Below are 26259 nucleotides of genomic sequence, written 5' to 3'. Positions count from 1 at the left end.
TCTCCTGTAACATGATGATGACATTTTTTCCTATAAACTCGGCTTTTATCGTTCGATTTCGTACACAATGCTTGCAATTTAAACGGCAATCGGTCTATCCGGACTTTTATTGCTCCTACATATTCTCCCCGCGGACGATAACTCCCCGGTTTTTAGAACGGAACCCTAAAGATAATTTTCCTACCCCAAACCACAGAATCTCAACTAGTGCGATGGCACCCGCCACGTCCAGCAGGACATGCTGTTTCACGAATAGCGTGGACACAATGATCGACCAAGCAAAGATATGCACCGCCACCCGATCTTTATTCGTAAAGCCTGCACTAGCTGCTGCCCCTTTTATCATCAAGTAGCTGGTCAGAACATGAATGCTTGGGAAACAGTTGTACGGATTGTCGGTGCTGTACACCAGATTTACCATCCGGTCAAGAATCCCTGTGCCTACAAGCGGCGGCCGCTCTACCGTCGTCTGGAACAAGAAAAAGATAATGTAACACGCGATGAGTCCAATACACTGGGTCAATAGTGTTCGATAATATACATTTCGGTCTCTGGAACAGAACAGAAACAGCATAATAATGATAAAAGGGTACCATACCAGATACGGTATAATGAATATCGGTACAAACGGAATTGCAGAGTCAAGATCCGTCATTAAGCTTTTTACCGGCGTATGTGCATGGTTCAATATCCCATAAAAAATGTTAAGCACAGGAATGGCCAGGATCCATAACAGCGGGAGATATGTCTTCCATTTTAAGTTCATTGGCTTCCTCCCTTCTTCGACTCTTCAGTCTCTTTAAATATATGAAACAACGACGCAATTGCGCCTGTTTTTCACACTAACCAACGATGTAGCCGTTATATCCCATGGTTTGAATGTTTATCCGGATAACCCACATGTTCTCTAATCTCCACTAACGTTTTGCTTAAGATCATCCCCTCATGCTGTACGACGATTTTGCCGGCAACTTCACAATATACCATGTCGTCAAGTAAGGCTCAAGTCGATAAGCCATCTCTGTGTCATTAAAAATCATCCATAAATACAAATCGAGCAAGTCCTTTGCTGGACTGCTCGATTGGATAAGTTACTGCGTATAACCGATTTCCCCGTTCACAATCGTCATTCTGATCTTCGTCTTCAGCAGTTCATCCGGATCCATAGCATCATGCAAGCAACGATCCACAACGGTAAAATCAGCATATTTCCCTATTGCTATCGTTCCCCGCTGCCCTGATTCTCCGGCCGCCTTGGCACCACCGATCGTAAACAATTCAATCGCTTCCGTTAAGCTCAGCTTTTCCTCCGGCATATATCCATCATGTCTCTCATCCGGCTTCCGTCTCGTCATTGCAGCATGAATCCCGAGCAGCGGGCTTAGCGGCTCTATGGGAGCATCGCTTCCTCCGGAACAAGGCAGTCCGGAGCGCAGCCACTTCTTCCACGCATACAAATAGCTTGTCCGATCAGGGCCCACACGCTCTAACACCCAAGGGAAATCGCTGGCTACAAACCGGGGCTGCAGGTCAACGGCCAGATTCAGCTTACTCATTCGCTTCACCGTATCCGGGTGTACAATTTGGGCATGGATAAATCGGTCCGGAAGTTTCGAATCCCGACTTAATGGATAAAGTTCAAGCACATCCGTCATCAACGCTGCCGCGCCGTCCCCAATCGCATGAAAAGCAACGGGAAAGCCCAGATGACGCGCTCTGCCAACGATTTCCCTTAGCTCCTCTAGAGTATGCATAGCCAGCCCCCTAGTATGAGGCGCATCATGGTAGGGATCCTTCAGCAGCGCCGTTCTTCCGCCAACCGCCCCGTCCGCGAATAATTTGACGGCCCCAATACGGTTCCAATCGTTGCCGCTGCCCGGCTTAAGGCCCAGCTCTTTCATTTCATCAAGATAACCATGAAACATCAGCTGATGGGTACGAAAGTGCAGTCCCTCCTCTCTTAGCTCTCTATGAATCCGCTGCATTGCTTCCACACTTCCAAGCAAGCGGAGATCCTCCGTATGAGCTGCCGTAAGGCCTAAACGCAGCGCATCACGGCACGCCTCCAGCATCGCTAATTTCAGGCTGGCGGGATCAGGCTCCGGCTGCACCATGGCAAAAGGTATCGATGCATTCTCGTAAATGCGGCCGTTTAACCGGCCATCGGCATCCCGGCCGAAAGCGCCGGACTCCGGATCTGGCGTGTCTGATGTAACACCCGCTCTTCGGAAGGCTTCCGAATTACCCAGGTAAGCATGGAAGCAGGTCCTGGTTAGATAGACTGGATGTTCCGTTGTCATGTCGTCGAGTTCCTGCATGCTCGGAATCTGACGGTCTGGAAAGTTATGTTCATTCCAGTTCAACCCCATGATCCACTCGCCAGGCTGCGTAACCGCGACCCTTTCCCTAAGCATAGCCAGCATCTCTTCCTTAGAGGTCGCCTCAGTGAAGTCAAGCATGCCAAGCTTCAGTCCATGCATACCGAGATGCATATGTGCATCGACCAGGCCAGGTAAAACGAAGGCGCCATCCCAATCCACCGTTTGATACTTCCGATCCGCCAGCTGAAGTCGCAGGTCGGCTGCGCTTCCAATAGCACGAATGATTCCGTCTTCCACAAATATCGAATCCGCTGTTGAAGCGCTATGGGGTAAAAAGAGATTTCCGTTCGTAAAAAGAACTGGTTGCATGTTTCCTGATTCCTCCGGATTTTTCCATCCATTATACCAAACGGGCATGCAACTCGTCAGCCGGAACAGGAATAAGCCAACCTTCTTCATAACCAAACAAGCAGCCCCTTACGGAGCTGCTTGTCCAAGTTTAGTTAATTTTGGTGAACATCCATTTCTGCGCATCCGTACCATTATCCGTCCACTGCTGGACAACCGCCCCATCTGCTGTGGACGCACTGGCTACATCGACTGCCAGTCCGCTTACTTTGGACACAAGTTTGTAATAGCCTCCGCCAACATCAACGATTCTCCATCGCTGCGCATTCGATCCATTATCGTCCCATTGCTGCAGCTGAACGCCGGTGGCTGTGGACGAATTCGGCACATCAAGAACCTTTCCGCTGTGCACGGCTGTGAGCTTGTAGTACCCGTCTCCGGTGCTTTCTACCCTGAATCTTTGATTATTGGCAACGTAGTTGGTCCACTGCTGAATCTTGGCTCCCCTTGCCATGGAGACATCCACAACATCCATCACTTTGCCGCTCGCCTTGGAAGCGATCGTGTAAATCCCATCACTGATCACGTTCGATGCACCACTGTCTTGATACACGCGTACATAATCCACCAGCATCTGCGATGGGAACGGCGTGGAATTGTTCGGACTTCCAGGCCAATTTCCGCCGACTGCCAAATTCAATAATAGAAAGAACGGGCGCTGGAATTCCTCGGTATTGCCGGTTCCATTCTCAATATAGAATTCATTGAACTGCTGACCGTCTACAAACCAACGAATATATTTGGAATCCCACTCTATGCTGTAGACATGGAACTGGGAGAAATCCAAATTGCCGGATACTCGTCCATATTCGGCATGCCCTCCTGCATCCCAGTGTACGGTACCATTCACGTAAGGATTATGGTTTACCCGTTCCATAATGTCAATTTCTCCGCTTTTCGGCCAGCCGACCGAACTGATATTGCTTCCCAGCATCCAGAACGCCGGCCATAGACCTTGACCCGATGGCAGCTTGATCCGCGCCTCTACTTTCCCGTAAGTAAAGCTCTTCAAATCCTGGGTTTTGATCCGGGCAGAAGTGTAATTCATCCCGCCGTAGGATTCCTTCTGCGCTGTAATAACAAGGTTACCGCCAGTTACCTGAACATTCTGTGCCCGGTCGGTATAATACTGCAGCTCATTGTTTCCCCATCCGCCGCTGCCGGTACCGATTTCCGGTGTCCAATTGGCTCTGTTGAGCGAGGTCCCATTGAACTCGTCACTCCATACCAAATTCCAGTTCGGTGCGGCATTGACTTTGTTGACAGGCATTAGAACGACCAGAAGACTGAACAGTATAACGACACTTATTCCTTTTCTTAGCATCATGTTCCCTCCTAATTATGATCGAATTAAAGGCTTCATGGATACCTGTGCACCTCATAGCTGTTCTTCTAGCGAACCGTCTACTAAGCTTCGTGTCACCTCTCTTTCTCGTTCTCTATGATTTGCCATGCAACCAATCTATGATGGTAAATCCACTTGTTGTTCGAGGACATTACGTAAAATAATGCGCTTACATTTCCATTATAGGTTCGTTATATACCACTATCAACCTCAATTTATATTTTTTTACATTTATATCAGTATTCCATAGTTCCTATCCTATCAAAAAAGCCGGTGCAAGCCCCGGCCTAGAGTCCCTTCAATATCTACCTTTTACTACCACCAATGTTTTTTTCAGTGAATGGAACATTCCCAATCTCGACGTACCCTTTTTACGTAAATCGCAATCTTATGTATGGTTTCAAAATCGGGTTACTTATTCACGACATATCATAAGTTTGTTTCCATCGGGATCCTTTATGACGAACCAATGATGATGTTCAATTTCCGTCACGAGCTCTACTCCGAGCTTTTTCATGTAAGCTAACGATCCTTCCAGATCTTCTGTCAGCAGCATGAACGCAGGAGTATCGATAGATGGGGCTCCCCCCGGCTGATCTCCTCCCCACTTCGGCATGGTATCCAGAATCACGCCCGTTCCTTCCATGGGCAAAGGGCATAAATGACCATTCATCACCTGGCAATCATCTTCCGCTATTCCGAGTACACGGCAGTACCAGCTGCGCGACCTTTCGATATCCCGAACCGGGATGAATATGCTGCCCACTTTGTTCTTAATCGGACTTACCTCTGCATAGTTGAGATTATCACGCACTTCGCTCATATTTTTGCCTCCATGTATCATTTTTAACACGCGTGGTGTCGTAAACGGACGATACCCCTCCGGCTGCACTCTTTCGATAGGCAATCGGCCCATGAACTCCCTCCATTCTTATGCTCATGACATGATTTGAACAGGAACATAACACTTCACTCTGATCATCCCGAGATCCGCCTCTTCTTTAGGCAAATAACTCGCATACCAAAAGCGTCCTGGATCCGGCCTATACTCGGTTGACATATCGAGCCATCGATCCACTCTTTCAAGTACACCTGTCATCGTGCCAGCGGCACCTGACTCCAGACAAGCATACATTCCGCCTTCCAGCTCAACTTGTAGATCTGCTTCTTCACAGGAAGGAAGAAAATCCTCAGGAGGAGCTATATAAACCTCATAAACAGAGCCTTCATCCAGCAGTCCACCGTCACAGTGCATGAATATGCGGATTCGCGAATCTTCCATCAATCCATTACGGCATAACCAGGCAATGGAAGCTTCATCCGCTTGTTTGACGCAATCTATACCCGTCCTTCGAAAGCGCATCACCTTAAGCGAAGACAACTGCACGATTTCAATAGGTTTCACCAGCTTGCTTCGTTCCACCGGAAGATAAAGCTTCATCCGAACAATTTGATCCCGGTTCAGCGCATATTCTTCAATGAACTCATGCTTTCCTTGCTCAAACACACTGCGGGGCAGCCACTCGGAGAACAAACGGTTCCAGGTGTTTTGAATACTGTCTTCCGCTACCGACGGCGTTCGGGCCACTGCATACAATCCACCCGCAAGCGTCAGGGAATAAAGTTCCGAATGCTTCATCATCTCGGCTTGCTCCATCGTGCCTACAGCCAGCAGTTGATAACCGAAGGGCTTGGTTTCACCTTCCATGTCCACGTTCCAACCGAAGAGCCTCAGCCCATTGAGATCGATACGGTGTGATGACAACCGTTCGCGAAAATGATCGATCGCAGCGGTCTCTATACCCTCCTCATACTCGGAAACGAAGAGATGGCCGATCCCTTGCTGAGGATTCAGACGGATGACCCTTACTTCAGGAAATCGTTCTGATAAGGCCCGTTCTTCCAAATAGCTTACATGCTCTTTCAGATTCATCCGTTCGAAGCTGTAAACCACCTGAGATCTTCGATATTGTCCTGGAGTCTGTCCCGTGAGTCTCTTGAAGGTTTTAATGAATGTCGGATACGACTCAAATCCGCAGCGGTACCCGATATCGATGGTCGGCAAGTCGCTATTTCGCAAGCAGTTGGCGGCTTCGTTGATTCTGCGTTTACGTATGTATTCTTTAATGGGGTGTCCCGTCAGGCTATGAAACAAACGGTATAAATTGGGCAGCGACATGGCCGCCACGTCGGCAATCCCCTCAAGTGTCAGTGATTCCGTCAGATGATCCTCGATATAATCAATGGCGCGTTGAACGATTTCACCGCTCTGCATTTCAAGTCCTGTTGCCCCCTATCAAGTTGGATTGGCTATGAGGTCATCATACCAAATTCCTTGCAGCAAGAACTGTACTTTTTTATCAAAAAAACAATCTCGCTTTTATTCTTCTCCACTTTAACTACTTGTAAAGAAAGCTTGAGAGTAATGGCAGCAACCATTCCGGATCCGGCATATGATCTTGGCCCTCTAGAATCGTGTTTTTGGCGTTTGGAATAGCTCGGCTTAGCTGCTTCCCAACCTCCAGCATGGATTCAGGACTTTGTTCGCCAACCACGATACTAACCGGCGTGCTCAGACGGGGCGTTCTTTCAATCGGCGGCAGGTCGCTGGCTAAAAGCGTATCATAGGGCTTATTGTATCTATAGGGAATACGCTGTGTTTCTTCTGAATTGCTGCTTTTGCACAATATCATCCTTGTAACACGCATGCAGCAAGCATGGCTTAAACCAATGCCATAACCTAAAAAAGTGCTGGCATTCACGCCAACACTTCCTCTCGGGATATTTTTCTCATGATTGAACATTAACAATTTAATAGAAGCAATTTAACGATCTCGATTTACCATGTAATTTAATAAATGCTTGAGAAACGCCGAATTGCGCGGCATCTCCTGCAGCGCCTCCATAGCCAGGCAATAATGCTCCCACATTTCCCGACTGGCGCCTTCCTGACCCAAAATGCTCACAAAGGTCGATGTATTATTCTCCGCATCCTGTCCTCCGGGTTTCCCGAGCTGCTCCATATCGCCCTGCACATCAAGCAAATCATCCTGAATCTGAAAGGCAATGCCCGCATGGTAGGCGAATTTCTTCAATGTCGCAATTTCGGTCTCCTTCACCTGAGCGAGGATGGCAGGCATGACGAGAGATGCCTCGAAGGCAATGCCCGTCTTGTAATAACATACCATGTTCAGCTCCTCCAAAGACAATGCCTTCCCTTTTGAATTCAAATCCATCGCCTGGCCCGAACACATATCTCCCGCTCGCTGAGACGAATATTGAATCAGCTTTAATACCGTCTGGGGATCAAACCCATCAAGGGACGATTGTTCTTCGATAGCCTTCTGAATCAGGAACAAACCGGTGATTTCCGCCGTGGCGCTATCATGAACCCGATGCAGGGTCGGTCGTCCTCTACGGGTAGAGGCGTTATCCTGAGACGGCAAATCATCGAATATTAAGGAAGCGGTGTGCATGTATTCAAGCGACCTTAGCAGCGGCACGATGGCGGAAGCTTGCAAACCGTATTCGTTGACCGCCATAACCCAAGTCAAGATAGGTCTTAGACGTTTGCCGTCCCCATCGAGCGTATAATTGGCGGCGTCAATCAGCGACTCTTTCATGGGTGGAATGCCAAGGGGCTTTGCGATTTGCAAGCTGTTGTTAATCTCATTTCGAACGGTTTTAATGGTATCGATAAAATAATCCTTTTCCTTCCGCTCGTTTCGGAGCACCGTAACCATCTGGTCCCGCAGCAACTTATCGAAGAAATCCACCTGATCGGCTGTTCGAACCATTTGCTGGACAAGCCGATTGAATTCCGGGTTACCGGATGCAAAAATATCCATGATTTCGTTATATTTCTCAGCACCGACCCGTTCCATACAACGCTTCAGGCCGTTAATGGCCCGGTCCAGCATCACCTCTCGCGTCTTGGCGTCCGAATGATACACCCCATGAATCAGATGGGAAATAACCGCCCAGTACATTTCAAAGGGATTGATAAGATCCGTACGCTGACCGCGATATTTTAAATAGTACGTATACGGGGTTACCGCCCCGTCTTCCATATCCTGAAACATATCGGCAAAATCATCGGCCAGCTGGTTGTAGATACCGTAGAAGAAGGTTCGGTCCTCAAAGCCTTCATCCGCCGAAGCGCTGATAACGGAACGGACGATCAAGCGGGAGGACGATGATTTCAGGATGATTGGCAGATATAATTCCTCGTTACTGTAATTGGGATTGCCCAGATCCTTAATGCGGTCAATATGCTGGGAATGAAAAAACACATTAGACTGCTCGAAAAAAGCATGCTGCGTTTCCGGGCGTTGGTGTCCCTGAATATACTCAAATGCATCCCGAAGTTCCTTATGAACGAATTGAACGAGATCCATGTTCTTCCCGCTCCACTGCCCAAGCTCCGGTACCGTTCCAGTAAGGAGCGCCTGACGTATCATCTGGGAGTACTGTTCCTTCTCTTGAGCGTTAAGTACCCTTGAATCGAGCAGATCGTCTATAAAAGGATAGGTCAACCCATAGGAATATCCCAGCCGGATAGCATCATCAAGGCGGGCTGAGCGCTCCGCAGGCGATGTCTCGACATTCATATCCTCGATGACGTGCATAACAACGCCTACGATAATTTTAATCAATTTGCGTTGAGCTTGGTCCGCATCCATCTCCTCCGGGATATGGGTCGCCACGAGCTTCAGTTTGTTTATGACCCAAATCACGGCATTCTCGATGCCTTCCTTCTGTGCCCATCGGTACAGCCCGGCCAAACTCATGTAATCCGGCGTACCTCCACCGTTCCTATTGTTCGAGCGAAGCAGAAGTTTCTTGGTATCTTGGGCAACGCGCCGAATTCGGGCCTTCGTGTCAGGCGAATTCAGGTCCATCCCCAGGTCTCTCATATAAATATAGGAAATGCTTCGATCCAAGTAATTATCCAATTCGCCTGTATAATGAAGCCAGCCGATATATTTATGATAATCCCGGCTATCCGGTTTCTTCTTTCCGCGCGATAAAAAAGACAGCCATGAAGGACGATGAATATGCTTCCTTTTCCATATTAGAATGTCCTCTGTCAGGATCGGCACATAACTCTTTTCCTTAACCTGTACATAAAGTGATGCAAAATACTGAGCTGCCTTCTGCTCAGCCCGCCGATATCCCGTATCGGCATAGTCTGTATACGCCACATTCATATGATGGAATCCCTCAACTTCTTTAAGTGTTTAACATGTACCCATGTTTATAACCTATATACGTAGAAGTTTCAATCGGGTTACATTTCAGTTTCAGCGTTGAAACGAATCGAGTCCCTGGATCCAGAGGTCCATGGCTTCCGTCACTTCGATCAACTGCTCTGCTGGGGTTAAGGAAGCTTCGTTGTCTCCCTTTTGGAAACCGTAAGAACCGAATTGTCCGTGATTGCCGCCCGCAATATCCACGTATGTCGTATCGTTCGGCAGATTCTTTCTTGCAGCCTCCCACTCGGTTCGATCAAGAACGCCATCCTGCGTACCGGTGATTTGAAGCGCGGACATATTCAACCCGTTTAGCTTGCCTCCATCATCCGCGTAGGATGCCATGAAGTAAACCCCGTCAATGACATCCGCATGTTCAGCAGCATATCTCGCAGCAAAAACCCCGCCTAAGGAATGCCCGCCAATGACATAACGTCTGTCTTGATGCTCCGATATGAAGGAATCCGCTTTATTCTGTCCGAAGAAGGCGAGATTCAAAGGCATGGATGCAATATATACGCGGTGCCCCTTCTCCGCCATTCTCTTGGCAAAAGGCGCATAACTTTCAGGCTCCACCAATCCACCCGGATAAAAAATAATGTCAGGCTGGGTCACCTCCCCGCCCACCGGCTCGAAACGATAGCCGTCCTTGAGGTGTTCGACAACTACTTTCGTATCACTTTGAAACACCGCTTTCGCTTCATCAAGCGGTTTGTAAGTAAGAGAATCCAGTAGAACACTAGCTGCTATGGTAATAATGACTAATATAGACAGGGTCCATATGACAATCCTGCGCCCTCTTTTACTCCTCGGTTTATTGGTTTGCTTCATTTCCATCACGGTCCCTTCCATCCAGGTATGTCGATCATTTAATTATACCGCAGGGTTAATTAAAATCCTATCGATCCGTTCAGATGGACCTTACCTCAATTCCTAACAAAAGAAGGCTGCCGATTGGATCAGCAGCCTTGAGTCACCCCTTGTATTATGAACCGGATCGTACAAACCGGAACCAGCCAAAATCAAACTGGCTTCCCGGCAGGAAGATGAACGTCACCTTCTGTTTGCCGTTCACATGCTCCAGATCGAACACTTGCTCTTCGTATCCATCAGTTTGCGTAAATTCAACAAGCTGATTGCTTTCTCCCGCCGAATTGGCAAACCGGATATGAATCGTGTTTTTATCTATGGCCGAGCGCCCGTACACAATCAGTTTTGAAGTGCCTGCTTCTGAGAAATCCATTAGGTCAAACTCGAGGGAAACATTATTTCCTATACCTTCAACAGCCTTGTCATCCATAATCGTAAAGCTATCTCCGTAGATTCGATCACCATCTGCGGCATAATGCTGCTCGAAGGCCCGATTCCCCGCTTGAAAATAAAACCCTTTGATGTGCACCTTCTGGCGCAGGACAAAGCATATTGACGTGATGCCGCGCAGCTTCTTGGATAGCCGGTAGGTTTCTTCCTGATACACGTTCCACTTGGACTCTTTCTGATAAATGCAGTCGGCCAGCAAGGAGCTGCCCTCCTCACCAGGCATGCCTTCCCAGATTTGCAGCGAGTACGCTTCGCTTGAGAGTGCAAATATCGGAATGGTGATCGTATCGGAGCCATGGGGACCGAAATCGATGTCCCGAAATCCGACTTGCGTCTCGCCGTCTCTGCTCGTAGCTACGCCTCTTTCGTTCCCGTTCCCCACATCACCTTGACTGTAATCATACAGTCCTGCGGAGATGAAGGAGTATGGATCTTTGTAGGCCGCACCCAAACCGTCAACTTGAAATTCAAGCTGGGAGATGAGCTTGGTTTTATCCGTCCCGTTCCGACTCGTACATCTCAAACGAAACTCACCGTCGCCAAGAGCAGTTACGATGGCTTCATGGCCATCGGCTTCCACACCGGCGATATTGGATTCGATGCCGGCATCATTCACGACAGCCCATTCGACCTCTTGATAAGAGGTTTCCGGCGGATGTAACATGGCACGCACCACCATTTGCCGATTGGACGGATGAAATGATTGACCTCCTTCGCTGATCAATTCAATCTTGCGAAGCGGAAGCTCGAGCATGTTCCCCGTGAGGCACGGCCCCTCTTCGTTATTCATGCTTGCCGATATGCCCTTTGTCAATTCATCCTGCGCAGGGATGGATGTCAGATCTAGGCATCGGTTCTCCAAACCATTGGAAGACACCTCGATTCGAATTGGGCCAGGCTCCAATGTGGCTCCGATGATTGCCATCAGCTTGCCGCTGAACAATCTTCGGCTCCGGCCTTTGTACGGATCGTAATCCGTGCTGTCTCCGTTATCGAGTCCAAGCAACCGCCCGGCACCCGTCACATGCACCTCTACCCGGTTATTCGCGTTCAGGGCGGAATGGCCGTCCTCATCCTCCATCGCAATTTCCAGGAAGATGAGGTCTGTTCCATCGGCTGTTAATTCTTCTTTATCCGGGCACAAAACAATACGCTTGGCATCGCCAAAAGAGGTTCTTGTATCCTCAGCCACGATACGGCCAGCTTCATCATAAGCGATCGCTTTCAATTCGCCTTTTGCATAAGGAATCTTCCACCAACCCACCAGCTCTCTTCCGTGTGCATGGTCAATATCATGCTTACCGATGGTTTCCCCATTCAGCTGCAGCTCGACGCTTGGCGCATTGGAACAGATGCGAACATCGATCTTTTGGCCGTCGTTGAAATCCCAGTATGGCAGCAGATGCACCATGGGTTTCGTTTTGTAATCCGTCCAGGCGGCTTGATAGATATAAAAAGAATCTTTCTTGAAGGTTGCCGTATCGATCTGTCCGAAATAAGAGTTTTTGGTATGATACGGCGTAGGTTCTCCAATATAATCGAATCCGGTCCATATAAACTGTCCCAGCGAGAAGGGCATATCTCGCTCTGCCAGAATGCAGGCCTCCGCCGATTTCGCCCCCCAACTTGTCGAGCTGTTTCCAAGGGAGGAACACTGCTCGTCGTCATCGGCCAGAATGGACTTTTCAAACGGGAAATGATAGATGCCTCGGCTTTGTACGACCGATGCGGTCTCGCTGCCATAGATGATCCAATCCGGATGTGCCTGATGATGCTTCTCGTAATATTTCTCGGCATAGTTATAGCCTGCCACCTTTACGATATCGGCACATAGCTGAGCGTTCTCCCAAGGCATATAATTCGACCCGATGGTAACGCTTGCATTTTGCTTGGGATCGTATCGCTGGACCTCTGCCATCAGCATTCTTGTTATTTCCTGACCCCTCTCATCCGCATGGGTATCATATATTTCATTCCCGATGCTCCACATGATAAGGGACGGATGGTTCCGATCCCGTTTGACCCAGCTCTTCACGTCGCGCTGAACCCAATCCAGGAAAAATCTTGCATAATCATAAGGGGTTTTCGGTCTTTCCCACATATCAAAGGCTTCCGATACGATCAGCAGCCCCATTTCATCCGCAAGATCCATCCATTCCTTCGCAGGCATATTGTGAGCGGTGCGGATCGCATTAACCCCCATGTCTTTCAGAATAGCAAACCTTCTGGCTAAGGCCGTTTTGTTAAACGCTGCACCCAGAGCTCCGAGATCATGATGCTCGCATACACCGTTCAATTTCAGTTTGCGGCCGTTCAGAAGGAACCCCTGATTCGAATCAAGCTGAATATGGCGGAATCCCACGTTGTGCGATACCGATTCTACTATTTCATCGTACTGGTCAGTCGGAAGATCCATTCCAGTCACCCGCATCTCGGTAACCAACTGATACAGATGAGGTTCATCAGGGCTCCAGAGCCATGGACGCTCAACAGCTAGCGTTTGTGTATTCGTTATATTGCCAGTGCTGCTAGCGTTGACGCAATTGGACACCTCTGCGATCCTTTGACCATCCTTCAGGAGCGTATGGTTGATGACCACATCATCTACGATATTCATTTCTGTGTTGACTTCGACCAACCATTCATTTTCCTGACATTTTGCTGATATATAAATGCCGTCTGTTGCGATATGGTTCGCTTCCCTTATCTTTAACCACACATTACGATAGATGCCCGCCCCCGAATACCACCGGCTGTTCGGACTTTGAAACACAACCTTCACAACGATGTCATTCTCCCCTTCTGCCAGGAAATCCGTGATTTCGTGTTCGAAGGAGGAATAGCCATACTTCCATTCACCCACGCAATGACCATTGACATAGACGGAAGAATCCATATACACCCCGTCAAAACACAGCAGAACCTGAGCTCCTTCGCCATTCCACGCCCATTGCTTCCGGTACCAGCCTATGCTGTTTTCATATAAATTCTCCGTGTTATAAATAAGCCAATCATGGGGAATATCCACGGGTTGGAATTTCAGATTCGCCGAATCCGTATGATCAAGACTGCTTTTTGCAAATGTCCATCCATCATTAAATAATGTTTTTTTGTTCATGGGTGGGTATCACCTTCTTCATTTATTCAATTGATCCAAGTTGGCACATATTGAAGCCAGTTTCTCCAACTATATCAGGATGTTTTAACATTGAGCCCGCTTTTACGAAAATACTTAATTTTTCAAAGGATATTCTTTAATCCCCCTATTCTGTTCACTCATACAAAAAGGAGCCCTTTGACCGCAGCAAACGTCAGAGCTCCTTGCTTATTATGATGTAACTATAAAAAAAGAGATCAAGCAAACTTGATCTCCTCGTTAGCGCCGAGTATCAGTGCAAGTACCCTGTCTCCACTTCATCCAAGACTTTTCGTGCTTGTTCAATCCACATCTCGTCCACCGATGCGTCAGGGTCGATCGGAGCCTGGAATTGATCAAAGAGTGCTCCTAATAAACGAGGTGCTGCATGCTTGTCGGTTCCCGTATTGTATATATGTCTAAATACGAATGGACGGCCGAGCTTTATCGTAGCATGACAACCGCCGCATTCGCCATCCAGGCTGCCTTTGGTGACCAGAAAAGGGATCCGAAGCCACACCATCCGCTCCTGATCCAAGCGCCTGTCCAGATAACCATGCTTATAATCCCAATTGCCGGCTAACGTAAACTCATGTTTACATAGATAGGTGTCTATATTCACAAAACGGTCTTCGATATTCTCCAATCTCGATTCCAAATTAATCATGTGCGCCCACCCTTATGTTTTTAGTCCTAGGATGGACTTGAATGCCAAACGGTATACGGGAATGCTTTTCGAAATCAACATTACGATTCATTTCCATATGATAAAATCTTACTTACCACCTCTACTAGGTGCTCTCTCCCTTAAATTACTAGCCGCTTTGATGAAAGCTTTAGAATCTCCTTCATAACCCATAAATTTAATGATGCTCTTCATTATAAACAGTGACACTAGGGCATATCGAAGCCAAATACACAACTTTCTTCCTGAGTAGTTAGCCTTAATCTTGTTCAAATTCATATAATTTATATAATTTAGTTACATTTTTCCAAATATATCATAGTTCCTTTTAAACCGATCATTTGTTCGATCTATTGCTTGACACCTGTCCCGTAAGAACAAGGTCTCATCTTTTTTTGAGGCATCAATGCTATAATAACCCCGTTTACTAAATAGAGAATACGTGGAGTTCTCGTAGAGAAACGGAGGGAAAACATGAAAGTAAAAGGTTACCCGATGCTTGCCGGCCTGTTGGCTGTCATGCTTCTGGTGGGGCTTCAAACCCCGGCTTATGGAGAAAATGCTACAACAAAAGCAACTTGGATCTGGCAGACGGATCTGATTCAGGATGGCGGCGAAGAACTGCTTGATTTTTCCCGCGAAGAAGGAATTAATCTAATCTTCCTACAGATTGATCGTCAAATGCCGTTCGAAGTTTACGAGGCATTTATACAGCGTGCGCATGAGAATCAAATTGCTGTGCATGCTTTAGGAGGAGATCCAAGGTGGGCCCTCACCGAACATCGGGAGGATATGCTCGGACTCGCCGATTGGGTGATCAACTATAACGGCAAGGTTTCGGCCGGCGCCCGATTTGACGGCATTCATCTTGATATAGAGCCGTATGTACTTGCCCAGTGGGAGGATGAGCAGGACATAATCATCAGCACCTGGGAACAAAATCTTATGGTGTTCCTGAATCAAGTATCCGGGAGCGACCTGGAGCTCGGAATTGACATCCCCTTCTGGTTTGATCAATACACTCTGAGTAATGGAACCAGTCTGAATGAATGGCTGATCGGTACATTTGACCATGTTACCGTTATGGCCTATCGGAACGAAGTAGAATCCGAGCATGGCATTCTGAACCTGACGCGAGATGAGCTTGAGCTTGCCAACAGGCTTGGCAAGCAGATTCTTATCGGGGTTAACACGAAGGAAATGCCGGGTGAGCCTCACACCAGCTTTTATGGACATGGTAAGGAAAGAATGAACGCCAAATTGGAACATCTGTCCAGCGCGCTCGGTTCATATGCTTCCTTTGCCGGGATCGCTATCCACGATATTCGCAACTGGCAAAACATGTCTAATGATGGGAGCGTGCCGCCAGACGATAAGGACCCTACTTCCCCATCACCGGCCCCCGATCCGAATCCTGAACCGGGAGAAGGCGATCGCGTGCCCGATGCTGATCCCGTTACACGGGACTCTATCGTAAGAGGCACATATATATGGGAAGCCCATGAAGTAATTCAAAACAGTCAGGAAATTCTTGATTTTGCGAAAGAGACAAACTTGAACTGGCTCTATGTAAGGCTGGACCTGGAGCAACCGTACAGTTCGTACTCGTCGTTTGTTAAACAAGCGGCTGCAGCCGGAATCGAGGTCCATGCCATGGGTGGCCATCCGATATGGGCACTTGAGGAGAACCGGCCCAGAATGATGCGATTGGTCAATTATGTGAAGAACTACAATCGCGCTGTGGAAGGTAATGAGCGCTTTCATGGCATTCATTTGGACATTGAGCCTTATGTGCTGCCTGCATGGAGGGAAAATTCGCAGCAGGTTATTTCCGAATGGACCGCGAATCTGGATGCCTTTGTTACGGAATTGAAAAAAGATTCCAATCTGGAAGCAAGCATGGATATGGCCGTGTGGCTGGATAAATACAAAGTTCCCGGACAAGATATGTCACTCAGCAAGTGGATGATCAACCGAATGGACCATGTTTCTCTCATGGCCTTCCGGGATGCAGCGGAAGGATCGAACGGAATTGTCGCCGTAGCTAAGGAAGAGATCGCATTTGCCGATGAGCTGGGCAAACCGATCAAGATTTCCGTAGAAATCAAAGCCAGCCATGAAGGCGATCATATTACCTTCTACGAAGAAGGAGCAGCTTACATGGAGGAAGAGCTTGCCAAGCTGCCTGATTTACTGAAGGATTCACCTTCCTTTACCGGTAGCGTGGTGCATGCGTATGCTTACTGGAAAAATGCCAAGCCTTAAGAAAATAATCAGCCCCATTGCTTATTTCTAGCAATGGGGTTATTTATCGACGCTCCATGCGGCGTGATTCGCTTCTATTAACCTGAACCATTATCCAGGTGATTCGGGAAAGGCTCTTTCATTACACTTATCGACATCTATAAACCAAATCTAGTCCCCCTCTCTATTTTACGAAATATAGAATGTCACAGTACCGATCTAGTGATCTGGTCAGATGCAGCTCAACAATCGCGGAATATCGCACGATCAAGGCAAATCCATTAGAGCATTGCCAGTCCTCGATACATATAAATAGAGTATATCTATCTACTAATTATGAATGGTAGGTATCATCACGAAAAAGTGAATAAGTCAAAGCGAGGAGTGATATTTGTGATCGTACTCATTGTTATTTTACTGGCAGGCTGGGGGCTTTACACTCTCCTAACGCCTCCTAAACAACTCCCTATGGAATCTATTAAGGATGAGGCTACAAAAGTTGCTTTTATTAGTGTCGTGGTCCCCGAAAAGAAAGATTCCTAATTAACTCTTATCATCAATGATAGAAGGGAGTGAGACACCCATGTTCAGTCCAGCAGTGATCACTCTGACAATTGCAGCTTTTATTATCGCAATGGTTCTAATCATATGGCGTCCAAATGGCTTAAATGAAGCCATACCCGCTTCCGTTGGTGCTGCAATCGTTGTACTATGCGGGAGCGTATCGTTACCGGACCTCCTAACGATCGGGTCAACCATAAGCAGTGCTGCCATAACGATCATAGCAACCATTGTCATGGCCATCATACTTGAGAGCTTCGGCTTTTTCAATTGGGCTGCCGAGGGCTTGGCAGTCAGGGCACGAGGGTCGGGAATTCGCCTGTTCTGGTATGTCAATATTTTATGCTTTCTAATGACTCTGTTCTTTAACAACGATGGAAGTATTCTCATTACGACTCCGATCCTGCTTATTCTGCTCAGGCGACTTGGACTCAAAAATCATGAAAAAATCCCATACCTACTCTCAGGTGCACTCATAGCCACTGCATCAAGTGCACCTATAGGTGTGAGTAATATCGTAAATTTAATCGCTCTAGAAATTGTGGACATGGATCTTTATATGCATACCATTATGATGTTTGTTCCAGCAACCCTCGGGCTTTTGTTACTCGTAAGCCTGCTATTCCTCTGCTTTAGACGTCAGATACCGCGTAAACTTCATGTGAAAAAACATATGAGCAGTGGAAAGCATCCTCTTAGCGGTACTATGATTTCTCCAGAAGATAATCACAAGCGCAATAAGTTTATGCGTAATGTTCTCCTGTTTGTTTTTACCGTTCGAGTCGCTTTGTTTGTCGCTTCCTACTTCGGGATACCTATCGAAATTGTAGCTATCCTCGGCTCAACCATTCTATTGTCATGGAGATGGATCGTTCTGAAAATACCTCCGAACGATTTATTAAAAAAAACACCCTGGCATATTCTCGTATTTGCATTTGCGATGTATGTTCTCATCTATGCCCTTCATAATATTGGTTTGACGAAATTGTTGATCCAATTCTTCGAGCCTATCGTTTCAACAGACTTATTAAATGCCAGCTTATTAATGGGTGGCCTTCTCTCGTTATTATCGATCCTCTTCAACAATCACCCCGCCCTGATGGTAGGAACCATCACCTTAACCAATATGAACCTTGATCCGCTAACGCTCAAGATTTCTTATCTTGCCAGTGTAATCGGCAGTGATATTGGAGCGTTGCTTCTACCCATGGGTACTCTGGCTTCATTAATATGGCTTCATATTCTTAAACAGCACCATGTCAATATCAAATGGAAGGATTATATCAAAGTAACCGTCCTAACCATCCCTCCTACACTATTATTTACATTGGTGGTTCTGGCTTTTTGGGTTCAATGGCTGTACTGAACATTCAACAACAGTAACAACAATTCGTGGAGAGCATTGAAAATCAGTGGCGCGCGCTGTTCATCATTCTTATAAAACGATGAATAACACGCACATCCTTCAGTGCTCTCTCTTTCTGTCTGTGAGCTCAGCTTGTTATGTACATATCGTGAATCGAACGAGATCATACGCTGAATGTGCGTTCGTACAGACCTTTTCTCAACTCGATGAATACTCTATTACTAGAAAGGAGTTGATAGAATATGAAACAACCCCGAATCGTTATCAGCATACTTGGCAGTTCCGGCGGAGTCGCTAAAGCAATCCTCTCGGTATTAGAGAAAAGCCTTGGAGATAGCCATGACCCCATTCATTCCTTTATAAAGCACAGCAAGATTCATTTAATAGACCTGAATCAGAGAGATGCGGCTCATTATCGATCATTCATGCCGAAACTGCTAAAGCATGCCACACTGCACCAATTCGATTTGAATCAATTGGAACTGTTTCGTCAGCATTTGCGAAATACCAACACCACGCACGTAATCGATGTATCCTGGGCTGATACGGTCGATATGCTTACTTGCTGCCAAGACTCCGGTGTGCACTACATTAATACCGCGCTCGAGAATCCGAAAGTGGATGAGAATGAAAGTCTTGCAGAATATTCACTTTTGGAACGTTACCGGATTTTTCAGGAAGGCCGGCAGCAAACCGCGCAATCAGCAGCTATTATCGGCTCCGGTATGAATCCTGGTGTTGTACAATGGATGGCCATCAAGTTAATGAACGAAACACCTGACGAGAAACCGATTGCCTGCTATATCGTTGAACATGATACTTCACTATATAAAGACCCTTCACTCGTTAAAGAGCGTACGATTTATTCGACCTGGTCACCCGAATGTTTTCTTGATGAAGCCATACTCAACTATCCGATGTTTATGAAACATCACATTCCGTTCACAATGCATCTTCCAGTATACGAGCTTGAATTCAAGGTCACATTGGGAAATAAACAATTCTATGGCTCATTAATGCCACATGAGGAAGTATTGACCCTCGGCAAAGCATTCGATATGGAGACAGGTTTTATCTACCGCGTGAGCGACTATACCATTCATTTAATCCGTTCCCAACTTGAGGATATCGACGAAATATGGGAATGGGATCACCAGGTGCTTGATCCAGCGAACGGTGAAGTCGGAGGAGAAGATTTAGTGGGGGTCCTGCTTGTTTATCCGGACAAAGAGAGGTATATGTATAATGTTCTAAGCAGCGACGACATTTTTCCTCAATATCATACCAACGCCACCTATTTTCAGGTTGCGTGCGGCCTATATGGCGCATTATGTACGCTCCTTAAAGACGAAATCTCGAATGGAGTTTATTTCGTGGATGAGCTGCTCCTTCAGACCGAAAGTCGATACGGTGACTATCTGTCCTACTACATGAAGGATTTTGTGAGCGGCGAGAACCCGTGCACGGATGGACAACTGCTTGATCGCATGAGAAGATACGCCCCCCCTCTGAATGAATGCTCCGTTGATTAAATAGCGACTTCATTATATTAGTACCCGTACGATACAATATGATGTTTCTCAGAGGCTAGGCAAATAACAACCCCACCGCCAGATAAACTGTCAGTGGGAAGTCTGTAACTTTCTAAAGGTTAGATTATCCGATTTACGGCAGATGGATGGATTTAATGTGATCAATATGCAAGTAAATGTCGTTTCCGCAGGCGAGAACCAGTTGAATGATTTTATCATTTACGGATTTAAGCAAGCCTTTCTTGTGGGGCTGTTCGCCGAGATCAAATATGACGAGCTGGCCCTCGAGCTTTTTTAACTGCTGGTCCAAAGTTCGAGACAGCGCAACACCGGAAGGCTGTACTGGAAAATGTTCTTGACTGAGACTGTAAGGGGTCATGTTCGGTGGATACGGTATCAGATATTTAACGTGGTTAACCGGAATATAAACCGCCTGATGCATCGGTGAGTGATACACAAAGAAATCGTTCATAATGCCCGTCACATAACCATGCAATGAGTGCGAGCCTCCCAAGTAAATTTCAGTAAAAATGCCCCTGGAATTCATCAGCACTTTGCGATATGAAATATTGGTGAGATCGATCTTAGAATCAGGACCGCTATCCATCGCAGGGTTTTCCCATTCTTCATATAAACGTAAATGCTGCAAATGATGGATTGGTGTATATATATATTTTGAATTGGAATATAACACCAGAACGTCGCTTCCCATATCAATGAATTCTCCATGAAGCATCGTCTTGCAGCCCGAAAGCTCCAACTCAACACGTTTGCCTATCATTGAGCGTAATGGTTCCATCTCTTCCCTCCTCGCAAAAAAAGCTGCGTCATGATGACTTGCACATCAAATAACTTCACTTAAGCATCAAGAATCACCATCACCTAACCCCTGCGCCTGCATATATTGTTGATATCGAACTACAACGTGCAGGCTTACAACCGCAAGCATCGTACTGGATAAACACTCCCCTGAAGGAAGCATTGGATGCGTTCGGCAGCCAATGCTCATTCAGAGGCAAGACATCAATAATGCACGCACAATGATATCGGTAAGGGGCTGAATCGGTGGAATATTCATGCAACTCACCTTATAAAAGAGGAGAACACGCAATGATTCATGTGAGGTGTTTCGCTACGGAGGACTAACATACTTTTAAATTCCTATTGCTTCATATATAAAATGAGTGAGAGAAGATGGCTGGACTTGGATATCATTACACCGTTTGTATTGGACCGATGAGTTACTCGCCGCCACTTCTCCGTTTTCCGCTGCGATTTCGGTTGCCGGAGCGGTTATTGGAACGGTTGCCGCTGCGATTCCGCTTGCCGGAACGGTTCTTGGATTGGTTGCCGCCTGTCCAATTCATCCAGTCTCCGCCAGTCTGGTTACCTCTCGTTTGGTTACCGCTTGTACGGTTTCCTCCCGATTGGTTACCACCTGAGCGGTTTCCTCCCGATTGGTTGCCGCCCGCGCGGTTTCCTCCTTGGTTGCCCCCCGATTGGTTACCGCCTGAGCGGTTGCCTTGCGATTGCGATTGGTTGGATTGGTTGCCTTGAGAGTTGCTATTTTGATTTTGATTGCTGCCGGATTGGTTATTCCCTCCGCCACGAACAACCGTGATCGATTTAATATGGCTAACAGGGATGTGAACGACCTCTTGACCTTTTACGGTTAAGATCAGATAGTTCTGGTTCACGTCAACGATGATGCCCTCCAGTTTTTCTGGTCCGCCCCGATTAATTTTAACAAGGCGATACCGCAGGGCTTGCATGACTCCCACGAAGTTGTATGCCGTAATCGGATTTACAATACTTTCTCTCGCTCCACCGGATTTACCTGTGTCCGTAATGCTCTTGACATGATCGTCTTTAACATAAACAAAACCGCCATCAGCAACTGCAACCAGGTAGTCTGACTGAGCATCGAGCAGAAGACCTTCAATTGAATCTGGCCCGCCGCGGTTGATCTTCACGTTTCTTCCTACCAAATTCCCGAAACCAAACCTGTTATAAGCCATGTTCATGCTCCTTTCGAGGATTCATATTTCGACAGATCATGAATGGTATATTTCAGGAGTTATCTTGACCGCATTGGATACCCCTCAATTGTCCATCAGGTCTATCGGTAATATATTTATATGTTTCCCGTAATAGAAAGGAACTGGTTTAATATAATCGAATCATATAAAATCAACGATAGTCTACCAGTTTGAAGGAGGTAGCTTCATGCCCTTGCCTGTGTATCGCATAACTATCAAAGACAAAGATTATGAACAGTTAAAAAGCAATATTTGGTCGAATCATTTTGTGCCTGCACAGCTGGTTAGCGGGGGAAAAAGGATACCGATACGCATTCGCTATCGCGGAGGGCATACACGTGAATACCCGAAAAAATCCTATGAAATTAGAACCTCAAAATATACCTACCATTTCAATGCCGAATATGATGACCCTTCCTTGATTCGAAACGCCCTCTCCTTTCAATTTTTCAATTCTATCCATGTGCCAAGCCCGTCGACCCGCCACTGCGTGCTGAATCTGAATAATGAGAATCTGGGGGTCTACCTTAATATTGAGGCAGTTAAGACTCCCTTTTTTCGCAAGCGGGGAATTCCCGTGCGCAGCATTATTTATGCCGTTAACGACAATGCCGATTTTACGGATAAGCGTTCATCCGGTAAATCCTCCTTCTCGGGTTATAACCTGATCAAAGGTTCCGAGCGCGATCGCGTGAAGCTGTCCAACTTCGTACAGCAGATTCATCTCAAAGTGGGTGCTGAATTGCAGCAGTATCTTCGTAAGCACCTGGACATCGAAAATTATTTGCGGTGGTTATGCGGCGCGGTATTAACCGGGAATTACGATGGCTTTAATCAGAACTACACTTTGTTTGAGCATGGAAAAAACCGAACTTACCGCATGATCCCGTGGGACTACGAGGGAACTTGGGGAAGGAATTGCTATGGAAAATTAGTAGATTCTGACCTTGTGAAAATTCAAGGTTATAATAAGCTGACCGAGAAAATATTATCCTTCCGTCCGCACAGGCAGAGGTATAAAGCTCTCCTGTCTGGGTTTCTCGAGTCGGTATTCACCGTGAGGCGTCAACTGCCGATCGTATACAAAATGCACAATGCGATTGCGGACCATGTCTATAAGGACCCTAATCATAAGTGGAGCGACAAGGTGTTCGACTCCGAGCCGGATACGATACGTAAATATATTGACCAGAGAAGACAGGACATTTTAAATCAATTAGGGAACCTAGATTAATCGAAAAAACAAGGCTGCCATCATGATATGGCAGCCTTGTTTTTTTTATGGTTTAATGCGTGTTCTCTTTGTTGGCAACAAAAAAGCCTGATATCTCAGGCTTTATCGTATACGCACATTTATCGATATGAGGTTTTGCCGTGGTTACGAGGCCCGCCGTCTCTTTTCAAACAAATGCTCGCCCCTGAGCCACATATGATACAAATACTCAAAGCTTCCTGCAAGTACTGCAATCAGCAGGACCTCCGAGAAATCGATAGTCCAGTTTGCAACTCCACCGATGACCCACAGCATCACAAATACTAAGCCGGCATCCGCAATCGTTGCCATCATATTGCTGGTTCGGGGCAGAATATATAAATCCCCCACCAAATAAGCGACGATGCCAATGCCTAATGCCGTCAAGACAGCGCCTGTGAACGAAGCATCGGTAAGTGCAACCAGCAGTGCCGTAATCAAGACTCCATGCACCAACAACTTAACAAGCAGTTTCATAAGCGATACACTCCTTTTGCGGTAGTGTATCCCTTTTGCGTGTTTTTACTCCTGCCATGGTCCCTAATATCCTCGGAAAACCATCACTCCTATTGGGCGCTGTTCCGTTCCAGTTTGATTTCAAGAACCGTGCCTTGGCCAACCGTGCTATGAACTTGAATATTCCCTCCATGCGCAATCACAATGTCATGCGTAATCGCCATGCCAAGACCTGATCCTTTATGGAGTTCTCCCGTATTGGTCCCACGGTAATAGCGATCGAAGATTCTTCCAAGCTCCTCCTGCTTAATGCCCTTTCCATTGTCCTCTATACGGATCAGGATATGCTCATCATACTTCTCAACCTGGACCTTGATCGAAATATCCTCACGGTTATGAACAATTGCATTATAGATCAGATTGCTGATCGCTCGGCGTATCAGAATATCGTCAACCTCGATTTTAATAACCTCATGACTGCTGCTAAAATCAATGTCCCGGTTGGCATACCTGGGGTCATTGAGGGTATCGATGACGACATTGCGTACCAGGCTTACGATGTTTACATTTTTCTTCTTCAACGTCAGCTCTTTATTCCTCAAGCGGGTCGACAGATTCAAGTCCTCAATCACGTCTCGCAAATATTTGGACTTTCCTTCGATGATCCCGGCGTAATCCCGTATTTCATCCATGGAGAACTGATATTCCGTGTCCTTGATCATCTCCGCATAGCCTTGAATCGAAGCAAGAGGCGTTTTGATGTCATGCGAGATATTCCCGATCCACTCTTCCTTCATCGCATCCAATTTCTTTCTTTCCTTCTCGCTTGATTTCAGCTCTTGCGACAAAAGATTGATATTGGCGAACACGTCCTTATAAATGCCCTCAGGTTGATGATAGACGTTATAATCACGACCAGCTAAACGCTTAATGCTGTCGATTAAGATAAACATGGGTTTGGTCAGCCGCTTGCTGAAGATATAAGCGATGCATAAGGCAATAAATCCATCAATAATGATGATGGAAACACTAAAGACCTTAAACATCTGAGCAAAGTTCCGGGAATCGAAGGTTAACACTTGCCGCTCCAGGTATGGAGTCGTAAATCCAACCAAGTAACTGTAACGATGCTCGAAACCCTTCTTTTCGCCAACGAAAACGGTGGACAGCACTTCCTTCTCGACATACTTATAAATTTGCACGATATCGATGGGGGCGTACTTCGTTTTGGCCTCCTCCGGAGCAAGATAACGGTAGATTTCTCCGCCATCCTCATCCAGAATTTGAACCCACGCTTGATTCTTCTCCAGAATCTCCTTGCCCTTCTCGCTTATCGATGCACCCGATTCGGTTATTACGATATGTTTCTGGAAGGAACGGGATATCGATTCCGCTGAGGTTTGCCTATTTAAGATTGGAAGATCCTCATTCACCGATTGTAGAATGAATAAACCGATAACCACGACGATGTTCATAATAATAACGATGACAACGATAAGAACCACGGAGACCAAATATCTGCCTGTCAGCTTCCACTTCATCCCTTATTCATCCTCTACGACAAGCTTATACCCAAGGCCTTTTACCGTGAGCAGATACCGGGGATTGGAAGGGTCATCTTCTATTTTCTCCCGCAGCCTCCGGATGTGAACCATCACGGTATTATCAAAACCGAAGAATTCCTCACCCCAGACCTGATCATATAAACTTTCCTTGCTGATGATTTGACCCGGATGTTTAAGCAGCAGCGTGAGCAATCCCAGCTCTTTCGGTTTTAGTGGAATGACTTTGCCGTTCTTCTTCAGCTCTACCTTCTCTTCATCTAATTCAAAGGGGCCTTTCTTCATCACGCGCTTCGGTTTGTCCTCATGCTCAATAATATCCGGTCTCCGAAACCGCGCTTTGATCCGGTAAGCCACTTCCTTGGGACTAAATGGCTTGGTAATGTAATCGTCGCCGCCGATGGCGAATCCCAGGATTTTATCGATTTCTTCCGTCTTGGCCGATAAGAAGAATATCGGAACATTGGAGACGCTGCGAATTTTCTTGCATACTTCGTATCCTTCTCCGTCCGGGAGCATGATATCCAGAATAACAAGATCAGGCTGCCATTTCTGGAATTCAACCCATGCTGCTTCCGCTGATCCCGCAGTATACACCTGATCGATGCCTTCCTTGATCAGTACGGTTTGAAGAAGCCTGACAATATCCGTCTCATCATCAACGACAAGTACCTTTTGATCAAACGCCAATTCGTTCACCCCCTGCTATAACCAACATTTTTCCCACCAGCCAGGCTGCTATTCAACAGAGCATGGCTCGGGAAGGGGACAAACATCAAG

The 26259-nt window shown here is 46.7% G+C and carries 20 protein-coding genes; 5 read left to right on the top strand and 15 right to left on the bottom strand.

Annotated elements, in window-relative coordinates; all coding sequences use genetic code 11:
* Positions 1–115 precede the first annotated feature (115 nt).
* The 10 genes from MKX98_RS14220 to MKX98_RS14175 all read right to left on the bottom strand — a co-directional run bounded on the left by MKX98_RS14220 (position 116) and on the right by MKX98_RS14175 (position 14449).
* Complete coding sequence (locus tag MKX98_RS14220) at positions 116–766, bottom strand: phosphatase PAP2 family protein (RefSeq protein ID WP_339223622.1); 651 nt, start codon at positions 764–766, stop codon at positions 116–118.
* Positions 767–1091: 325 nt separating this feature from the next.
* A complete protein-coding gene (locus MKX98_RS14215; RefSeq protein ID WP_339223620.1) occupies positions 1092–2690 on the bottom strand; it encodes an amidohydrolase in 1599 nt (532 codons plus the stop codon).
* Positions 2691–2820: 130 nt separating this feature from the next.
* Positions 2821–4053, bottom strand: coding sequence for an RICIN domain-containing protein (locus MKX98_RS14210; RefSeq protein ID WP_220685530.1), 1233 nt, complete (start codon positions 4051–4053; stop codon positions 2821–2823).
* A gap of 436 nt (positions 4054–4489) precedes the next feature.
* Positions 4490–4990 (bottom strand): VOC family protein, encoded by a 501-nt coding sequence (locus MKX98_RS14205; RefSeq protein WP_194542343.1) that lies wholly within the window; start codon positions 4988–4990, stop codon positions 4490–4492.
* Positions 4991–5011: 21 nt separating this feature from the next.
* A complete protein-coding gene (locus MKX98_RS14200) occupies positions 5012–6349 on the bottom strand; it encodes an AraC family transcriptional regulator (RefSeq protein WP_339223617.1) in 1338 nt (445 codons plus the stop codon).
* A 124-nt stretch (positions 6350–6473) separates the two neighbouring features.
* The gene (locus MKX98_RS14195; RefSeq protein WP_339223616.1) at positions 6474–6836 is read right to left on the bottom strand and encodes a hypothetical protein; all 363 of its coding nucleotides are present in this window, start codon (positions 6834–6836) and stop codon (positions 6474–6476) included.
* A 63-nt stretch (positions 6837–6899) separates the two neighbouring features.
* Positions 6900–9284, bottom strand: a complete 2385-nt coding sequence (locus MKX98_RS14190) for a polyprenyl synthetase family protein (RefSeq protein WP_339223615.1) — start codon at positions 9282–9284, stop codon at positions 6900–6902.
* 93 nt (positions 9285–9377) lie between these two features.
* Positions 9378–10163, bottom strand: a complete 786-nt coding sequence (locus MKX98_RS14185) for an alpha/beta hydrolase (protein WP_308116306.1) — start codon at positions 10161–10163, stop codon at positions 9378–9380.
* A 148-nt stretch (positions 10164–10311) separates the two neighbouring features.
* Positions 10312–13764: a glycoside hydrolase family 2 TIM barrel-domain containing protein gene (locus MKX98_RS14180; RefSeq protein ID WP_339223613.1), complete on the bottom strand. Its 3453-nt coding sequence runs from the start codon at positions 13762–13764 to the stop codon at positions 10312–10314.
* Positions 13765–14035: 271 nt separating this feature from the next.
* Entirely contained in the window at positions 14036–14449 is a 414-nt protein-coding gene (locus tag MKX98_RS14175) for a YugN-like family protein (RefSeq protein ID WP_113058021.1), read from the bottom strand.
* A 492-nt stretch (positions 14450–14941) separates the two neighbouring features.
* Between MKX98_RS14175 and MKX98_RS14170 the strand changes: the two genes are divergently transcribed.
* From MKX98_RS14170 to MKX98_RS14155, 4 genes are all read left to right on the top strand, one after another.
* On the top strand, positions 14942–16732 hold the full coding sequence (locus MKX98_RS14170) for a hypothetical protein (RefSeq protein WP_339223611.1): 1791 nt from the start codon (positions 14942–14944) through the stop codon (positions 16730–16732).
* A 372-nt stretch (positions 16733–17104) separates the two neighbouring features.
* Positions 17105–17254: a hypothetical protein gene (locus MKX98_RS14165; protein WP_339223609.1), complete on the top strand. Its 150-nt coding sequence runs from the start codon at positions 17105–17107 to the stop codon at positions 17252–17254.
* Positions 17255–17294: 40 nt separating this feature from the next.
* Positions 17295–18638 carry an arsenic transporter gene (locus tag MKX98_RS14160; RefSeq protein WP_339223607.1) on the top strand — a complete coding sequence of 448 codons (1344 nt, stop codon included), beginning with the start codon at positions 17295–17297 and terminating at the stop codon, positions 18636–18638.
* Positions 18639–18880: 242 nt separating this feature from the next.
* Positions 18881–20170: an S-adenosylmethionine decarboxylase related protein gene (locus MKX98_RS14155; protein ID WP_339223605.1), complete on the top strand. Its 1290-nt coding sequence runs from the start codon at positions 18881–18883 to the stop codon at positions 20168–20170.
* 133 nt (positions 20171–20303) lie between these two features.
* Here the strand turns inward: MKX98_RS14155 and MKX98_RS14150 are convergent, their stop codons facing one another.
* The gene (locus tag MKX98_RS14150) at positions 20304–20969 is read right to left on the bottom strand and encodes a DUF2642 domain-containing protein (protein WP_339223604.1); all 666 of its coding nucleotides are present in this window, start codon (positions 20967–20969) and stop codon (positions 20304–20306) included.
* Between the two features lie 442 nt (positions 20970–21411).
* The gene (locus MKX98_RS14145) at positions 21412–22188 is read right to left on the bottom strand and encodes a hypothetical protein (RefSeq protein ID WP_339223602.1); all 777 of its coding nucleotides are present in this window, start codon (positions 22186–22188) and stop codon (positions 21412–21414) included.
* Positions 22189–22396: 208 nt separating this feature from the next.
* Here MKX98_RS14145 and MKX98_RS14140 point away from each other — a divergent pair, with 208 nt between their 5' ends.
* Positions 22397–23443, top strand: a complete 1047-nt coding sequence (locus MKX98_RS14140) for a CotH kinase family protein (RefSeq protein WP_339223600.1) — start codon at positions 22397–22399, stop codon at positions 23441–23443.
* Between the two features lie 144 nt (positions 23444–23587).
* Here MKX98_RS14140 and MKX98_RS14135 read toward each other — a convergent pair whose 3' ends face one another.
* The 3 genes from MKX98_RS14135 to MKX98_RS14125 form a co-directional block, all read right to left on the bottom strand.
* Positions 23588–23938: a DUF2512 family protein gene (locus MKX98_RS14135; protein WP_194542337.1), complete on the bottom strand. Its 351-nt coding sequence runs from the start codon at positions 23936–23938 to the stop codon at positions 23588–23590.
* An 89-nt stretch (positions 23939–24027) separates the two neighbouring features.
* Positions 24028–25458, bottom strand: a complete 1431-nt coding sequence (locus MKX98_RS14130; RefSeq protein WP_339223598.1) for a HAMP domain-containing sensor histidine kinase — start codon at positions 25456–25458, stop codon at positions 24028–24030.
* Between the two features lie 3 nt (positions 25459–25461).
* Complete coding sequence (locus MKX98_RS14125; RefSeq protein ID WP_339223596.1) at positions 25462–26169, bottom strand: response regulator transcription factor; 708 nt, start codon at positions 26167–26169, stop codon at positions 25462–25464.
* Positions 26170–26259: the final 90 nt, after the last annotated feature.

Origin of the sequence: Paenibacillus sp. FSL W7-1332 (assembly GCF_037969785.1) — a bacterium.
GTDB lineage: Bacteria > Bacillota > Bacilli > Paenibacillales > Paenibacillaceae > Paenibacillus_AQ.
This window is presented reverse-complemented; position numbering and strand designations above follow the sequence as displayed.

What these genes read in the sequence shown, in the direction of transcription:
- MKX98_RS14210 (WP_220685530.1), bottom strand. Translation starts at nt 4,053, where the DNA reads ATGCTAAGAAAAGGAATAAGTGTCGTTATACTGTTCAGTCTTCTGGTC.
- MKX98_RS14200 (WP_339223617.1), bottom strand. Translation starts at nt 6,349, where the DNA reads ATGCAGAGCGGTGAAATCGTTCAACGCGCCATTGATTATATCGAGGAT.
- MKX98_RS14220 (WP_339223622.1), bottom strand. Translation starts at nt 766, where the DNA reads ATGAACTTAAAATGGAAGACATATCTCCCGCTGTTATGGATCCTGGCC.
- MKX98_RS14150 (WP_339223604.1), bottom strand. Translation starts at nt 20,969, where the DNA reads ATGGAACCATTACGCTCAATGATAGGCAAACGTGTTGAGTTGGAGCTT.
- MKX98_RS14140 (WP_339223600.1), top strand. Translation starts at nt 22,397, where the DNA reads ATGCCCTTGCCTGTGTATCGCATAACTATCAAAGACAAAGATTATGAA.
- MKX98_RS14135 (WP_194542337.1), bottom strand. Translation starts at nt 23,938, where the DNA reads ATGAAACTGCTTGTTAAGTTGTTGGTGCATGGAGTCTTGATTACGGCA.
- MKX98_RS14215 (WP_339223620.1), bottom strand. Translation starts at nt 2,690, where the DNA reads ATGCAACCAGTTCTTTTTACGAACGGAAATCTCTTTTTACCCCATAGC.
- MKX98_RS14145 (WP_339223602.1), bottom strand. Translation starts at nt 22,188, where the DNA reads ATGGCTTATAACAGGTTTGGTTTCGGGAATTTGGTAGGAAGAAACGTG.
- MKX98_RS14175 (WP_113058021.1), bottom strand. Translation starts at nt 14,449, where the DNA reads ATGATTAATTTGGAATCGAGATTGGAGAATATCGAAGACCGTTTTGTG.
- MKX98_RS14160 (WP_339223607.1), top strand. Translation starts at nt 17,295, where the DNA reads ATGTTCAGTCCAGCAGTGATCACTCTGACAATTGCAGCTTTTATTATC.
- MKX98_RS14155 (WP_339223605.1), top strand. Translation starts at nt 18,881, where the DNA reads ATGAAACAACCCCGAATCGTTATCAGCATACTTGGCAGTTCCGGCGGA.
- MKX98_RS14180 (WP_339223613.1), bottom strand. Translation starts at nt 13,764, where the DNA reads ATGAACAAAAAAACATTATTTAATGATGGATGGACATTTGCAAAAAGC.
- MKX98_RS14185 (WP_308116306.1), bottom strand. Translation starts at nt 10,163, where the DNA reads ATGGAAATGAAGCAAACCAATAAACCGAGGAGTAAAAGAGGGCGCAGG.
- MKX98_RS14170 (WP_339223611.1), top strand. Translation starts at nt 14,942, where the DNA reads ATGAAAGTAAAAGGTTACCCGATGCTTGCCGGCCTGTTGGCTGTCATG.
- MKX98_RS14130 (WP_339223598.1), bottom strand. Translation starts at nt 25,458, where the DNA reads ATGAAGTGGAAGCTGACAGGCAGATATTTGGTCTCCGTGGTTCTTATC.
- MKX98_RS14205 (WP_194542343.1), bottom strand. Translation starts at nt 4,990, where the DNA reads ATGGGCCGATTGCCTATCGAAAGAGTGCAGCCGGAGGGGTATCGTCCG.
- MKX98_RS14190 (WP_339223615.1), bottom strand. Translation starts at nt 9,284, where the DNA reads ATGAATGTGGCGTATACAGACTATGCCGATACGGGATATCGGCGGGCT.